The sequence below is a fragment of the Tepidibacillus decaturensis genome (assembly GCF_001561915.1).
GTDB classification, from domain to species: domain Bacteria; phylum Bacillota; class Bacilli; order Tepidibacillales; family Tepidibacillaceae; genus Tepidibacillus_B; species Tepidibacillus_B infernus.
Genome location: NZ_LSKU01000001.1, coordinates 1,410,569 through 1,427,209 on the forward strand (window position 1 = coordinate 1,410,569; position 16,641 = coordinate 1,427,209).

Sequence of the window (16,641 nt, forward strand, 5' to 3'; positions counted from 1 at the left end):
CTATTTAACGCGAATACCGCGAAATATTTAATAGAATACCAATTGCTGTTAACGTGAGTGTTAATGAAGATCCTCCGTAGCTTAATAATGGTAATGTAATTCCAGTTACTGGAAACATTCCTGTGACAACTCCGATGTTAATCACCACTTGGATCATGACCATCCCAATGATTCCTACTGCTAAAAAACTACCAAATAAGTCAGGTGCAGTAATGGCCACTCGAAAACCTCTCCATAGTAAAATTAAAAAGAGAATAAGAACAAGTCCCCCGCCAATAAAACCTAATTCTTCTGCAAGAATTGAAAAAATAAAATCTGTCTGTGGTTCAGGAACATAAAGATGTTTTTGTCTACTCATTCCTAACCCAAGTCCTAGTAATCCCCCTGGTCCTATCGCGTAAAGAGATTGAATCAACTGATAACCAGCCCCACGCGGATCTTGCCAAGGGTCTAAAAAGGCTAAAATTCTTTGAATTCGATAAGGAGCTGCTAGAACAAGACCTGTAAAACCCGCAACTCCAACCATCATTAAACTTAATAAGTGTTTTATTCTTGCTCCAGAAGTATAAATCATTAAGATCGAAGTGCCAACCAATACTGTCCCTGTTCCTAAATCAGGTTGCATCATGATCAATGCAAAAGCAAGGCCAAGAATAGCTAAAGGTGGCATAAGTCCTTTTGTAAAATAAATAATTTCTTGCTGGCGTTCAGATAGACGTTTTGCCAAAAAAATGATCATTGCTAATTTCGTAAACTCTGAAGGTTGAATACTAAACGCTCCAACACCTAACCAGCTGGTTGCACCATTTCTTGTTATCCCTACGCCAGGGATGAGAAGGAGAATCAATAGAAAAAAAACAATCAGCAAACCAATCTTGGCCCATTTTTTCCAAACCCAATAGTCTATGTTCATCATAAAATACATGGAAACGATCCCTAAAATAGCAAAAAACAATTGGCGCTTAGCATAAAAATACCAATCTCCCATTTCTCGATAGGCTAACACCGCACTTGCACTATAAACCATTATCACTCCAATTCCTAATAATAAAAGGGTAGCAAGTACAATCCACCAATCGGGATTTGATCTTGATTTTATCATACAGGAACACCTCTTTACCGTCGTTTAAAAAGCTTGTATCACTCTCTATAAAATCTATGCACAGCATTTTTAAAAATTCGTCCCCGTTCTTCAAATGAAGTAAACATGTCCCAGCTTGCACATGCTGGAGATAATAGAACCGTATCGCCAGCTACGGAGAGTGAATCTGCTAATTTCACAGCATTAGTAACATTATCGACGGTATAAATCATTTGTATCCCTGCAAGTTCTGCAACTCGCTTTAATTTTTCTGCTGTTTGACCAAAGGAAATCAAAGCTTTAACACTTTGTTTAAAAGGTTCGATTAGTTCATAAAAATCAATTCCTCGATCTAGACCCCCAGCGATTAAAATCACTTTTTGATCAAATGATTTTAGCGCCGAAATCGTGGCTTGAGGATTGGTGGCTTTCGAGTCATTAAAATAACTCACTTTCTTCTGGGTGGTTGTCACGAATTCTAAGCGGTGTTCAACTCCTTTAAATTGACGTAATACTTCACGAATTGAATCCCAATCTGCTCCATATAATCGGCTAGCAGTAATTGCAGCTAATGCATTTTCTAAATTATGACCCTTTATAAAAACATCTTTCACGTCAATGACTTCTACTAGGTTGTCGTCATCCTGCCAATAGATTTTGTCATCTTGTAAATATGCCCCCTGAGATACAGGATTTTTTGTGGAAATAAGATAAACTTGGCTCTTAATCGAAGGTAGGAGTTCCATACATTTTTCACATTCAGCATTGATGACAGCATAATCTTGCTCAGTTTGATTTTGGAATAGTTTTGCTTTTGAAGCAATATAATCATCTATCGTTTGGTGATAATCCAAGTGGGCAGGATATAGATTTAATAGTACTGCAATGTTTGGTCGAAAAGAAATCGTTCCTTTTAATTGAAAAGAGCTTAATTCGCTGACTAACACTTGATCACTTGTTGCGTGTAATGCTTGTTCACTAAGTACCGTTCCAATATTTCCAGCTACAATCGGTTGCCGTTTGGCTTGCTTAAGGATCTCACCAATCAATGTCGTTGTTGTTGTCTTTCCATTCGATCCAGTAATTCCTATCATTGGTGATTTCGAAAGTTGATAAGCGATTTCTACTTCAGTTACAATCGGTATTTTTAGTAGTATTGCCTGTTCTACTAGAGGAATGGTATAAGGAATTCCTGGATTTTTTACAAGTAGGTCCGTTTCCTCCGTCAATAAATCATCTGGGTGTCTACCACAAATGACCTGAATCCCTAATTCCTCCAATTCCTTTTTCTCAGGACATTTTTCTTCTGGTTTCACATCGTTAACAATCACTTTTGCCCCTAATTGATGTATAATTTTTGCGATCGTTGTCCCACTTTTTGCAAGCCCCAAAACGACAACGTTTTTCCCCTCAAACTTGACCATGTTTCATCTCTCCTATTAATGTAGCACCTCTAGATAGATACCTAATCCTGCAAATATAAATCCAACTATCCAAAAGACCATCACTACTTTCCATTCAGACCAACCGGACAACTCAAAATGATGATGGATTGGACTCATACGAAAAACTCGTTTTCCTCTCGTCTGGAAGGAAATGACTTGAATGATGACAGATAGCACCTCTAATACATAAACACCACCGATAATGACCAAAAGTAATTCCGTCTTCGTTAAAATGGCCATCGTTGCAAGAGCCCCACCAATCCCTAATGAGCCAGTGTCTCCCATAAATAACTTAGCAGGATGAGCGTTTTTTACAAGAAAGCCTAAAACTGCCCCTACCATTGCAGCACCAAAAATGGCGACCTCAAACTGAGTAGTACTCAAAGCGATAATTGAAAATGCACCAAAAGAAATGGCACTACTACCTGCAAGTAAACCATCTAATCCATCAGTTAAATTCACTGCATTTGAGGTTCCAATGACCATAAAGAGAATAAAAGGAAAATAAAGCCATCCCATATGAATTTCCCAAGGTAAGCCAGGAATATACAATGTGGTATCATGGCCTTGCTTAAGTAAAAAATAAGATAAAAGAACCGAGATGAATAATTGTCCAAGAAGTTTTTGTTTTGCTGTTAGTCCTAAGTTTCTTTTCTTGATGATCTTGATAAAATCATCAAGAAAACCCAAAAAACCAAATCCTAAAGTTACTAAAAGTAAAAGAAATAAGTTCTGGTTTAAAGGTGAAAATTTTAAAACTGTAAAAATAAGGGCTAAATAAATAATGATACCACCCATAGTAGGAGTTCCAGCTTTTTTTTGATGTAATTGTGGCCCTTCCTCCCTAATTGACTGTCCAAATTTAAGTCTTCTTAAGATCGGAATAAATAAAGGGCCAAGTAGTGTGGCAATCAAAAATGATGCGATGATGGTATAAATAATAATTCGTAGTTCCATAATTATTTTTTCCCCTTTTTCATCCCTTTATTTTTCAGTAAGAGTGGTTAAACCAAGCTTTCGACCACTTTCTCTAAATGTACTCCTCTAGAGGCTTTTAGCAAAATCATGGTTTTTTGGTTTGAATGTTGTAATACAAATTCAGATAAGTGGTTAAAATCTTTAATATAATGAACCTGTTCTTCAACCATTCCAGCTTCTTTTGCCCCTTCAGCAATCCATCGCCCATCTTTACCCGTTGTAACGAGTAAATCAATCTGTAAGCCTGCACAGACTCTTCCAATTTCCAAGTGATATTCTTTCGCATATTCACCTAATTCTAACATGTCCCCTAATACCGCTATTTTTTTATCGTTTTGAAATGTAGAGAGTAATTGTAAACTAGCTTTCATTGAAGTGGGACTGGCGTTATATACATCATTCAAAAGGATCGCTCCATTTTTAGCGATCATCTTTTCAAGGCGCATGCTAGTCAACTTAGGATCTTTCAACCCTTGTTGAATCTTCTCAATCGAAATATGAAGACACTTCCCCACTTCAACCGCCATTAAAGCATTGATCACATTGTGTAGACCTAATAATGGTAAAGAATAAGAAACTTGATCTTGGCTATTAAATTGAATTCCCTTTGTTCCATCTAGATTTACTTTTACAGGGTAAACATCATTTTCTTTGTTTTCTCCTACCCATTTTAAATGAAAATGAAGATTTTGGTTGGCTAAATAGTCGCGTAATAAAGGCTCATCTCCATTTAAAATAAGTGTACCATTTTCTTGTAAACCTTCAATGACTTCTAATTTAGCTGCAGCAATTGCTTTTCTTGAACCCAAAAATTCAATATGGGACTCTCCGATATTTGTTATCACTGCAATCTGGGGCTTAGCAATTTCAGAAAGAAGCGCAATTTCTCCTTTATTGCTCATTCCCATCTCAATCACAGCCAATTCTGTTTCTTCGGGCATCGTTAACAAGGTTAAGGGTACACCAATATGGTTATTCAAATTTCCTTTTGTTTTGTGAACAGAGTATGTTGTAGAAAGAACAGAAGCAATTAAATCTTTGGTCGTCGTTTTTCCATTACTTCCAGTCACAGCAACAATGGTGGGATTTATCTTTTTACGATAATATTTCGCTAAATCTTGCAAGGCAACCAATGTATCGGCAACAAGAATAAAAGGAATCTTCACATCTTTAGGAATCGTCTTTAACGATTGCCACAAGGCTACCACTGCACCTTGCTCCTCTGCCATTTTGATAAATTGATGGCCATCAAATCGTTCACCAATTAAGGGGACAAATAAATCCCCTTTTGAAATTTTTCTCGAATCAGTGCTTACCCCTGTTACCGCTAGCTTTTCAGTAAAAGGTTGATAAAGCCGACCAGAAACGGATTGGATGATTTCATTTAATGTTAACTTCATGAGCGCTTGCTCCTTATCGCATCTCTTGCTATTTCCCGATCATCAAAATGAATCGTTTTATTTTTTAAAATTTGATAGGTTTCATGACCTTTTCCAGCAATGAGAATCACATCGTCTTTCTTTGCTTGTGAAACCGCATATTCGATTGCTTCTTTTCGATCAATGATTACAATATATTTATTCGTATCAACCCCTGTTTTTTCAATCCCAACTAAGATGTCGTGGATGATTTGCTCTGGATTTTCTGACCGAGGGTTATCAGATGTAACTACAGCGATATCACTATATTTAACAGCAATCTCTCCCATGATTGGACGCTTCGTTTTATCACGATCACCACCAGCTCCAAAGACGCAGTAAATTTTGCCTTTTGCAAATTCCTTTACTGTCTTTAAAATATTTTCCAAGCTGTCAGGTGTATGGGCATAATCCACCAAAACGGTATAATCCTGTCCTTCATTCACAGGCTCAAAACGACCGTCAACTCCGGAGATTTGTTCTAAACTTTGCTTTATTTGATCAAGAGAAATTCCTTCGATCAATCCAACAGTCATTGCTGCAAGCGCGTTATAAACACTAAATTTACCAATCATTTTTAGTTGAATATCAATATTGCCTCTAAAAGTTTCTACTGCAAATGATGTACCTTGGGCATCAATATGAATATCCAAGGCTTTAACATCTGCATCATGATCAATTCCATAGGTTATGACTTGTGCAGCAGTAATTTGTTGAAAATATTCACTTGCCTGATCATCGGCATTTAAGACTGCGTATTTATTTTCTTCAAGTAACGAATGAAATGTATTTCCTAATTGAGAAAATAATAATCCTTTCGCATCACGATATTTTTCCATGGTCAGATGATAATCTAAATGATCTTGAGTTAAATTGGTAAATACACCAATATGATAATTGACTCCTCTCACTCTTCCCATGTCTAACGCATGAGAAGAAACCTCCATAATGGCGTAGTCTGATCCCACCTTCACCATTTTAGCAAAACTTTGCTGTAATAAAAGAGCATCTGGAGTAGTATTTTTTGCCTCGACGATCTCATTGCCAATTTTCATCTTGATCGTCCCAATTAAACCAGAAAGATGGCCTTGATCTGCAAGAATTTTTTCGATTAAATGTGTTGTTGTTGTTTTTCCATTTGTACCAGTTACACCGATCACTTTCAACTTTTGTGAAGGATGTTGGTAAAACAGATCCGCAATCATCGCCATGGCAAAGCGTGCATCTTTTACAATGACTTGGGGAACTTGAAGATCTAATGGCCTTTCACAAAGAATTGCCACAGCTCCTTGTTCTACGGCCTTTTGAGCAAAATCATGTCCATCAACTGTAAAACCAAGCAAGCAAATAAATAAGTCACCCGCTTTTACCTTTCTTGAATCTACTTCAACTCCATTTATTTCAACATTGGGATTACCAATCATTTTAGCTGTTAAAATAGGTGCTATGATTTGAGATAATTTCATAATCTCTGTCCCTCCTAAACCTTAGTTCCATTATAGACAAAAACAGATTAAAAAAGACAATAAATAAAGATACGAAGTAAACATATAAACAAAAGAAAAGCCAGGTTACCAAACTTTCTCCTGGCAATTCTATCAGATTTATTTTAATCCCCTTTTTGTTGATTGTCACTAAAATAAATTCGAATCGTTGAACCTTTTTCAACTCTTTCACCAGGTTTTGGAATTTGTTGAACTACCCTCATTCCATCACCCTTTGCTTCTAATTTGAAATTATAATATAGATTACGTATATCATTCCTTGTTACACCAATCAGATCAGGTACCTCTACATAAGGGGTATCGATTCCATATCTATCTTTTCTAGGAAGTTGGTCCTTTCTTGGCTTAACCCCTAGATATTGCAGGCTATCTTCTAAAATATTTTTTACGATAGGGGCAGCAACAACACCACCAAATTGCATTCCCTGTGGGTTATCAATGGCAACATAAATCACAATTTCTGGTTTATCCGCTGGAGCAAATCCAATAAAGGAAACAATATGGTTATTTGCTAAATACCCACCATTTGGTCCAATCTTTTGAGCCGTACCTGTTTTTCCTCCCACTCGATAACCATCGATATAGGCGTTTCTACCAGTACCATTTGCTACAACACTTTCAAGGGTTTCTCTTACCTTTTTTGAAGTTTCAGGTGAGATGACCTGTCGCTTTACTTCTGGACTATTGATCAAAAGCACTTCATCTGTTACAGGGTCATGGACTTCTTTAAGTAAATGTGGCGTTAAGAGTTTTCCTCCATTGATTGCTGCTGAAACAGCTGCAACCTGCTGAATCGGAGTAACCGAAACCCCCTGCCCAAAGGAAGTGGTTGCTAATTCCACAGGACCAATTCGATTCGTATCAAACAAGATTCCTTTTTGTTCACCCCTCAAATCAATTCCGGTCTTCGCACCAAAACCAAAGGATTTAATATAAGAAAATAATTTCTCTGTTCCTAACTTTTGCCCCATCACCACAAAACCTGGATTACAGGAATTTTCGACAACTTGTAAAAAAGTCTCTGAACCGTGTCCTCCGCTTTTCCAACAATGGAGATCTGTACCTGCTACATTTATATAACCCGGGTCAAAAAATTGATCAGTTAAGTCTATTTTATCTTCCTCAAGGGCAGCAGCCAGTGTGATAATTTTAAAGGTAGAACCTGGTTCATAGGCCATCCAGATCGGAAGATTACGATTATAGATTTCGCTTGGATAATCTGCAAAGTTAGTAGGATCATAATTTGGCCGACTAGCCATCCCAAGGATTTCTCCCGTATTGGGATCCATTGCAATCGCTATGGAATGCTCTGCTTGATAGGTAAGCATTGCTTGATCTAGTTCTCTTTCAATATAAGATTGGATATTTTTATCAATGGTTAAGATTAGATTATTCCCATCCTTTGGTGGAGTGAAAGAATCACTTTGATTAGGCATTCTTCTGCCAGTAACATCTGATGGAAAGGAAATGGCCCCATCTTTTCCCGTTAACAAATCGTCGTACACCACTTCAATTCCAGCCAAACCTTGGTTATCAATCCCGACAAAACCTAAGATATGGGAAGCAAAATCTTTTTCAGGATAAAAGCGTCTGCTTTCTTCAGCAATTGCAATGCCAGGCAATCTTAATGCTTTGATTTTTTTGGCATCTTCTTCGGAAATTTTTCGAGCCACTTTGACGATCAATGTTCTTTGTGTAATCAGTTTATATATTTTTTCTTCACTCATATGTAAGATATTAGCTAATTCTTTAGCTGCCTTCTGTGGTTCTCTAACTTGGACAGGAATGGCAACTACTGTTGGTGCACTGATATTGTAAGCTAAAATTTCTCCGTTCCGATCGTAGATTTTTCCCCTTTTTGCTTCAACTGGTATATCTCTTTTAAAAAGCTCCTCTGCTTGTTCAGCTAACCATTTCCCTTGAACAAGTTGAATATATCCCAATCTGCCAATAAGAGAAATAAACAGAAAGGCTCCAATGATTAAGGAAAGCCAGATCCGTTTTCTTACTGTGACTTGAGAAACGCGTCTCACCTTTTATCCCCCTTTTCAAACTCTTTCTATATCAACTTTATTCAGAGTTTGAAATCAATAGAACAAGCTATTGAAGGAGCGAAGGATCTATTAATTCTACTTCAATTTTTTGTCCTTGATAGGGAGTATCAGGTGATAAACTTTGACTTATAACGATACCACTACCCTTAATTTGTATGTTGATATCTAAAATAGAACTAATCTCTAATACTTCTCTTAATGATTTTCCAATAAAATGAGGAACTTTCCATTCACCTTTAGGAACAGTAATTAAGTATGCTCTTTCACCTTTAGCCATTTCTGTATCTTTCTCAGGAAATTGTTGTAACACTTTTTTCCCATTGCCAATCACGATAGGCAATATCTGCTTCTCTATTAAACTATTTTTAGCGTTCACCAATGGCTGATTGATAAAATCAGGAATTTTAACTATTTCTGCTTTTTGCTTTTGTATACTTTCGTTGCTGTCAATCGGCACTTTTAGGTATCTTAAGCTATTTTGCATGATTTCTTTAAAAATTGGTGCTGCTACAGTACTACCATAATATGGAATTTCTAAATCTGGTTCATCCACAGCGACATAAACAATCAGTTTGGGATCATTTGCAGGGGCAAAACCAATAAAGGAAACGATATTTTTATTTTTTAAGTATTTACCATCAGGGCCTATCTTTTGTGCTGTACCTGTTTTACCTGCAACATGGTAACCTTCTATATAACCTGGCTTTTCTCCGAAGTCTACTACCTTTTCTAATACCTCACGTGTCTTTTTAGCGGTTTCTTCAGATATAACCCTCTTTTTAACAATGGGTTCATTTTTCACAATAACTTTATGTGTTTTAGGGTCGCTTATTTCCTTAACTAAATAAGGTTGCATCAACTTTCCCCCATTGGCAACTGCGGAAACAGCCATCACTTGTTGAATGGGGGTGACGGCAACTCCTTGGCCAAAAGACATCGCCGCTACATCTAGAGGGTAAGCTTGTTTTACATCTTTCATAATTCCTACCGATTCATTTGGGAGATCAATGCCCGTTTTTTGACCAAAACCAAAGTCATTGATATAAGAAAATAATTTCTCTTTGCCTAATCTTTCATAGCCTAAGTGAACAAAAGCTACGTTGCTTGAGCGCTGTACCCCTTCAAGAAAGCTAATCGTACCCCATCCACGTCCTCCATTATGGTCCCTAATCACCTTTCCAGGCACCTGAATTCTACCAGATTGATAGGTTTCGTTGGGGTTAAATTTTCCTTCCTCAATCGCCGCAGCAAGGGTGACGATTTTGAAGGTAGAACCTGGCTCAAATTGGAAGTTGATCGCGTTGTTGCTGTAATTTTCAATATTCCAATACTGATTCGGATTAAAGGTAGGGCGATTAGACATAGCCAAGATTTCACCGGTGTGGGGATCAGCAACAATTGCAACCATCCTTTTAGGGTTATACATTGTTTCTGCTTTATCTAATGCACTTTCTACATATTGCTGGATCGTTTTGTCGATCGTTAGTTTTAAATCTTGGCCATCCTTTACAGGTTGAAAAAGTTCTTCACCATCTGGTAATTCGTACCCTTTTAGATCTTTCATTACCTTTAACTGTCCGGGTTCTCCCCGTAGCTGTTGATCATATTGACTCTCTAAACCCATGATGGCTTTATTATCATAATTGATGAATCCAAGAACATATGCAGCCAAAGAATTGTTAGGATAATACCTTTTCGTTTCTTCTTTTAAAATAATTCCTGGTAAATTTAAGTCCTTAATTTTATCAGCAGTATCTTTATCTATTTTCCAACCACCTGGTCTAAGTTCCACTTGAAAAGCTTGCTTCGTTAATAATGTGTAAAGGTCGTTTTGTTCCATTTTAAGAATAGGCGATAATTTTAATGCAGTATTCAAAGGGTCTGTTACATGATTCTTATATTCATTTGAAAGAATAGCAACTACCGTGTAAGCAGGTGCATTGTAAGCTAATCGGTCTTCATTCCGATCAAAAATCGTACCTCTTTTAGGTTCAATTGTTGTATTTCGATTCCAGATGTTTTTAGCCTTCTCTTTTAACATTGTGGCTTCCACTGACTGAATATAAAACGATCTTGAAATCAAGACAAAAAAGAGAAAGGTTATCCCAATCCCTGCAAAAATTGCTCTTCTATTGATCAATTGTTTTGTCTTCATCCTCTTCACCTAAAAGTTACTTCAATTTAGTGTTTTCGATAATATAATGACTTGCTCTTCATTTAATGCCATACCAAGTTCTTCTTGAGCAATCTTAATAATACGTTCTGGGGCACTTAATTCAGCGATTTTTAGTTGCAAAGTATCATTCTCCTCATTGGTTTTAGCAATCGATTTTTCTAGGTTTTGAATCGAATAGTTATATTCAGAAATTTGGGCATAACCGGAAATGATAAAACCTGCTAAAATAACAACAAATAGAACCGTCAGTAAATAGAATAATTTTTCCTTAACAGGAAGGCTTTTTTATTAACCTTACGAATTCTTTGTTGATGTGGAAGTGATTTTTGTTGTGTTTGATAAGCTAAGTTGCCATTTGTATAAATCGCCATGAAGTTTTCCCCCTATAGTTTTTCAGCTATTCTTAATTTTGCTGAACGTGCCCTTTGATTATCAGCTATTTCTTGTTCCGTTGGTATAATCGGTTTTTTGGTAATGATCTTTACTTCAGGTTGTTGTCCACACGTGCATACTGGGAAGTCAGGCGGGCAAATACAACCTTGTGCAAAATCTGAAAATACTTTTTTACATATACGGTCTTCCAAGGAATGAAAGGTAATCACACTGGCCCTTCCTTGAGGTCTAAGCATTTCTATGGCATCCTTTAATGCCTGTTCAAAAGCATTTAACTCATCATTCACAGCAATGCGAATCGCTTGGAAAGTCCGTCTTGCTGGATGTGGGCCTGATCTGCGAGCAGGAGCTGGAATCGCTTCTTTAATTAACTCTACTAACTCTCCCGTCGTTTTGATTTGTTTTTCTGAACGATGTTGCACAATTTTTTTTGCAATCTGGCGTGAAAATTTTTCTTCGCCATATTGATAGATGATTCGCGTTAAGTCTTGTTCAGGCCAGGTATTAACAATGATTTCTGCTGTTAACTCCTGTGTTTGATCCATCCGCATATCTAACGGGGCATCATAATGGTAACTAAATCCTCTTTCTCCTTCATCCAATTGTGGAGATGAAACCCCTAAATCAAATAACACACCATCTATCTCATAAATTCCTCTTTCATTTAAAACCTGTTTAAGTAATCGAAAGTTGGTTTTGATCAGGGTTACTTGATCTCCATATTTTTGCAATCGATCTTTCGCCGCTTCAAGCGCATGATCATCTTGATCTAAGCTAAACAATTTACCTTCTTCACCTAATTTAGAGGCAATTAAAATAGAGTGACCTGCACCTCCTAGGGTACAATCCACATAGATCCCATTTTCTTTAATATCTAACCCATCTACCGCCTCATATAATAGTACTGTTGTATGCTTAAACATGTAGATAGCCTCCAATATTACAAGTCAAAGTCAACAATCTTTTCAGCAATTTCATTAAAGGACTCTTCTGATTCTTGATAATAGCTTTCCCATAATTCTTTACTCCATATCTCTACTCGATTAGAAACACCAATAAATACACATTCTTTTATCAGTTCTGCATATTCCCTTAAATTGGGTGGTAAGCTTACTCTTCCCTGTTTATCTACTTCACATTCAACAGCACCGGAAAAAAAGAATCTAGTAAACTTTCTTGCATCAGCTCTAGTAAAAGGTAACGATTTTAATTTTTGTTCGACTTGCTGCCATTCAGATTGTGTATAAACAAACAAGGATTTATCTAATCCTCTTGTAATCACAAAGGTAGATCCTAATTCATCACGAAATTTGGCAGGAATAATGACTCGGCCTTTATCATCAATATTATGTTGAAATTCACCCATAAACATGCCAAGTCACCCCATTTTCCCTCCATTATCATCCACTTTACACCACAATCCACCACTTTTATTTTGTTATTCTTTAAATAAAAAAAATCCTGCTAATTTACAGGACTTTTTTAAAAAATAATACTTTATACCTTGTTTTTGGTTTTTGTTAAAAAAATAAGTCAAAAGACCTAATTTTTCTTCATCAACACCATATTAATTCCTATTTGTGGATCAGCCGATAAATTGGGATCAAATTTTTTCTGAGCTTGATCTGTTTCTTGATATTGAATCGTCTCTAATTGCAAAACAGAATGCCAAATATGAAAATGTTCATATAATGCTTTTTTTACATCATGTAAAAGATCATGCCCTTCTGAAACGGGTTGATTTTTCACCACCACATGGGCTGTTAACATCACTTCTTCTGCTGAAATCCCCCAAACATGAATATCATGAACAGCATGAACCCCTGGTACTTGTTCCATTACCTCCTTGATCATATCCACATTTAGCCCTTCTGGAACGGCTTCTAAAAGGATACGAATGGATTCCCTTAACATACGAAAAGCCCCTCGTAAAATGACACTTGCAAAAATTATACTTATCATAGGGTCAATCCAAAGCCATCCAGTGAAATGTAATAATACTCCGCCAATAATGACTCCTGCATAGGAAAAGACATCACCAACAAAATGCAATACTGCACTTTTTACATTTAAGTTTTGTTTTTCTTTTTTTAAAAATAAAACAATCGTCCCTGTTACTAGGACTCCAAGCAAAGCAAGATAGATCATTCCCAATGATCCAACGGGTTCCGGTGTAAAAATACGGGTAATCGCTTTATAATAAATATAAAATGAAATTCCAATTAATGTAACATTATTAAAGAAAGCTGCAAATATTCCTACGCGATGATAGCCAAAGGTTAAACGTTTATTAGCTGGCCTTCTTGTTTGGCGAAGTGCAAACCAACTTACTCCTAAAGCAAGAATGTCACTAAGCAAATGCCATGCATCGCTGAGAATAGCTAAACTGTTCGTGATCAACCCACCAATGATCTCAGCAATAAATAAAATAGATGTCAACCAAAACGCAATATTAATTCCTCTTGTCTTCGTTTCAACCACATGATGAGTATGAGACAACGCAAATCAACTCCTCAGATTGGAATCACTCATAATAGAATACTACAAAATCTTGAGCATTTTCCATTTAAAATTGTGATGAAACCATGAAAAAAAGTTTGTATATTCCAATGTGCTCCGTTGTCCGTGCATTTCTTGGAATAAAACATAAGGTAAGAAATACACTCCCAATCCCTTGCATCTTTTAACATCGTCCATAAACTTGGTGCCTTTTCGCCACCAGCTTCATTCATCCCTCGTTCAAGCCCTCTAGCTAACCCCTTTAATCCATTTAACAGTGTTTCCACCTGCCCTGGGTCAAGACTCCCTAGGAATTTTAATCCTTGTATGATATTTTTAACCAAATGGTGAACACCTGGTTGATTCATTTGTGTAATGGCAATTTTTCCTACCATTTGCCGATTTTTCAATATTCCATCAGCGATTTGAAGCAACCCTGCATCGCTCATTCCTTTAAATACATCTAAGGCAATAAAAATCGTTTCTCGATTTTCCGCTACTTTTTCAAGGATTTGTTGAATGGATTGTTCACGTTCTTCTGCCTTGTTAGGAACTTTCTTGTTAATACGTGTAATCGCTTGGGCCATTTTGATCCCCTCCATTCGTTAACATTTCAGGAATTGGGATATAATCTGAACGCTTCCATTTTTCCTCTACATTTACCCCAATTTGAGGAACACGATGACCAAAACGGTGATTCACGCGTGGTAATGGTGGTTCTCCATCTTTTTCTAAGATTTCCATCTTTACATCCATCTCCTTGTAAGCAGGAGTATGGGTAACCTTATCATGATAACTACTTGTTAAATGGTTCACCGAGGAATTATCTTTTGTTGAGTTCATCGTTAAGTAGAGTTCTTTTCCTTTGACTCGTTCAGTGATGAGTGTTCTCACTTCCACTTTTCCATATGGGGAAGTTAGACGAACCAAGGTACCATCCTTAAGCCCACGTTCCTTCGCTAGTTCTGGGGAAACTTCAAGCCATGGTTCCGGTACTTTGTGCGTAATTCCCTCTGATTTATAGGTCATATTTCCTTCGTTAAAATGTTCAAGTAAACGACCGTTATTCAGATGTAAATCAAATCCTTTACCTGGTTTAAAAGGTGGTGTCCAATCAACCGGGAAGAATCTTGCTTTCCCATCCTTAAATGGAAAACGTTCCTCAAATAGTCGTAATGAACTTGTTCCATCTGGTTTAACTGGCCAGAGTTTGCTATTCCACCCCTCTAATCGATCGTAAGATACTCCTGCAAATAATGAGGCTAAACTAGCCGCTTCCGCCATAATCTCAGAAGGATGATCATAACGCCAATTGGCACCCATCTTATTAGCCAACTCTTGGAAGATCAACCAGTCAGGTTTGCTATCTCCTAATGGATCAAATACTTGATAAAAGCGTTGAATCCGACGCTCGGTATTTGTGAAGGTTCCTTCTTTTTCTAAACTTGGCGAGGCTGGAAGTACCACGTCCGCAAATTGAGCTGTTTTTGAGAAAAAGATATCTTGTACGACAAAGAATTCTAGCTTCTCAAAGTTTCCTTGAACATAATTCACATTGGAATCAACAAGTCCCATTTCTTCTCCAAACAGGTACATCGCTTTAATTTCGCCCTTTTCTATCCCTTCAACCATTTGATGGTTATCATAACCTGGTTTTTCAGGAAGCTTAACTCCCCATGCTTGTTCATAGCGAGCTCGAACCTGTTCATTTTCTACAGGCTCATATCCAGGAAGAAAAGTAGGCATTGTACCAAAATCAGAAGCTCCTTGGACATTATTATGTCCTCTTAATGGATACGCTCCTGTCCCCGGTCGGCCATAATTTCCTGTTACTAACAATAGATTGGAAATGGCCGTACTGGTATCTGAAGCTCCCATGTGTTGAGTAACTCCCATCGCCCATAATATGCACATGCTTTTCACTTCATGAATCATGTTAGCAAGCTTAAGGATTTCTTCTTTTGGGATTCCTGTGATTTCTTCAGCATATTCAAGAGTAAATTTTTTTAAGGACGCTTTATATTCTTCATATCCATTCACACGGTTGTTGATGAAATCCTTATCTTCCCAGCCCTGGTCAATCAAATATTTTGTGATCGCTGAAAGTAACACTAAATCTGTGGCAGGATTTGGATGAAGATGAATGTCTGCTCTTTGAGCCATTTCATTTTTCCGTAAGTCAATCACTGCTAACTTTTGGCCATGAAGTTTGTGTGCTCGCTTGATTCGTGTAGCTAAAACAGGGTGAGATTCTGCGGGATTAGCACCGATAATTAAGATCATGTCACTCTCAGCAATATCATGGATCGTTCCAGAATCGCCGCCATATCCCACCGTACGGAATAAACCAGTTGTTGCAGGTGTCTGACAATATCTTGAACAATTATCTACATTATTTGTACCGATTATTGATCGAGCGAATTTCTAGAAAAGATAATTCTCTTCATTACTACATTTTGATGAGGAGATAAACGCCAAAGAATCTGCTCCACTTTTTTCTTTGATCTCTCTAAATTTTGTTGCAACTAGGGTTAAAGCTTCATCCCATGTGGCTTCTCTAAAATGATCTCCCTCTCGGATCAATGGTTTTGTTAGTCTTTCTTCACTGTTGACAAAATCCCAACCAAATTTTCCTTTAACACAAGTAGAAATCCCGTTAACAGGACCATCTACATGCGGTTCTACTTTGAGAATTTTGCGTCCTTTTGTCCAGATTTCAAAACTACAGCCAACCCCACAATATGTACATACGGTTTTTGTCCGCTTGATCCGAGTTTCACATATTAATGGATACAATCGGGTAGGAGGCTGGCCCTTATTTGACCAGCCGACCTCCCACAGCACCGTACGTACCGTTCGGTATACGGCGCTTCCAAAGTTTACACGTCACTTCGCAGAATAACACTCACTAAAACTAAGATATCCAACCCGCTTAAATCGCTCGTTGGATAGGGCTTTTGTCAAGATTGGGCTATGGGCAATACGCCAATAGCCTTTTCTTGTATTCGCCCACATCCACGCTTGCTCCTCACTCACGCCTGCTTTCTTGAGGTTTTCAAAGCGTGTCCGGATTCGTTTCCATCGTTTCCAAG

13 protein-coding genes and 1 pseudogene are annotated in these 16,641 nt (G+C 37.4%); all 14 read right to left on the bottom strand.

The features are described 5' to 3' along the window. Positions 1-4: 4 nt before the first annotated feature. Positions 5-1,102 carry a stage V sporulation protein E gene (gene spoVE / locus U473_RS06830; RefSeq protein ID WP_068724698.1) on the bottom strand — a complete coding sequence of 366 codons (1,098 nt, stop codon included), beginning with the start codon at positions 1,100-1,102 and terminating at the stop codon, positions 5-7. Between the two features lie 38 nt (positions 1,103-1,140). After that, a complete protein-coding gene (gene murD, locus U473_RS06835; protein ID WP_068724701.1) occupies positions 1,141-2,505 on the bottom strand; it encodes a UDP-N-acetylmuramoyl-L-alanine--D-glutamate ligase in 1,365 nt (454 codons plus the stop codon). 15 nt (positions 2,506-2,520) lie between these two features. Continuing rightward, entirely contained in the window at positions 2,521-3,483 is a 963-nt protein-coding gene (gene mraY / locus U473_RS06840; RefSeq protein WP_068724703.1) for a phospho-N-acetylmuramoyl-pentapeptide-transferase, read from the bottom strand. Between the two features lie 47 nt (positions 3,484-3,530). Next, entirely contained in the window at positions 3,531-4,904 is a 1,374-nt protein-coding gene (locus U473_RS06845; RefSeq protein WP_068724705.1) for a UDP-N-acetylmuramoyl-tripeptide--D-alanyl-D-alanine ligase, read from the bottom strand. Beyond that, on the bottom strand, positions 4,901-6,388 hold the full coding sequence (locus U473_RS06850; protein ID WP_068724708.1) for a UDP-N-acetylmuramoyl-L-alanyl-D-glutamate--2,6-diaminopimelate ligase: 1,488 nt from the start codon (positions 6,386-6,388) through the stop codon (positions 4,901-4,903). The genes U473_RS06845 and U473_RS06850 overlap by 4 nt, the downstream gene beginning before the upstream one ends. 143 nt (positions 6,389-6,531) lie before the next feature. After that, positions 6,532-8,460, bottom strand: a complete 1,929-nt coding sequence (locus U473_RS06855) for a stage V sporulation protein D (RefSeq protein ID WP_068724709.1) — start codon at positions 8,458-8,460, stop codon at positions 6,532-6,534. A 67-nt stretch (positions 8,461-8,527) separates the two neighbouring features. After that, complete coding sequence (locus U473_RS06860; protein ID WP_068724710.1) at positions 8,528-10,636, bottom strand: penicillin-binding protein; 2,109 nt, start codon at positions 10,634-10,636, stop codon at positions 8,528-8,530. A gap of 21 nt (positions 10,637-10,657) precedes the next feature. Next, positions 10,658-10,906, bottom strand: coding sequence for a cell division protein FtsL (ftsL, locus tag U473_RS14250; protein ID WP_082732413.1), 249 nt, complete (start codon positions 10,904-10,906; stop codon positions 10,658-10,660). Next, entirely contained in the window at positions 10,903-11,028 is a 126-nt protein-coding gene (locus U473_RS15410) for a hypothetical protein (RefSeq protein WP_268807437.1), read from the bottom strand. Before U473_RS15410 ends, ftsL begins: the two co-directional genes overlap by 4 nt. A gap of 12 nt (positions 11,029-11,040) precedes the next feature. Further along, positions 11,041-11,973: a 16S rRNA (cytosine(1402)-N(4))-methyltransferase RsmH gene (rsmH, locus tag U473_RS06865; protein ID WP_068724711.1), complete on the bottom strand. Its 933-nt coding sequence runs from the start codon at positions 11,971-11,973 to the stop codon at positions 11,041-11,043. Between the two features lie 17 nt (positions 11,974-11,990). Beyond that, a complete protein-coding gene (gene mraZ, locus U473_RS06870) occupies positions 11,991-12,422 on the bottom strand; it encodes a division/cell wall cluster transcriptional repressor MraZ (RefSeq protein WP_068724714.1) in 432 nt (143 codons plus the stop codon). A 170-nt stretch (positions 12,423-12,592) separates the two neighbouring features. Next, positions 12,593-13,549, bottom strand: coding sequence for a cation diffusion facilitator family transporter (locus tag U473_RS06875; RefSeq protein WP_068724716.1), 957 nt, complete (start codon positions 13,547-13,549; stop codon positions 12,593-12,595). A gap of 29 nt (positions 13,550-13,578) precedes the next feature. Further along, on the bottom strand, positions 13,579-14,136 hold the full coding sequence (locus U473_RS06880; RefSeq protein ID WP_068724718.1) for a DUF1641 domain-containing protein: 558 nt from the start codon (positions 14,134-14,136) through the stop codon (positions 13,579-13,581). Beyond that, positions 14,111-16,327: pseudogene (fdhF, locus tag U473_RS06885) on the bottom strand (formate dehydrogenase subunit alpha); the annotation flags it as partial. The pseudogene fdhF and the gene U473_RS06880, both read right to left, overlap by 26 nt. Positions 16,328-16,641: the final 314 nt, after the last annotated feature.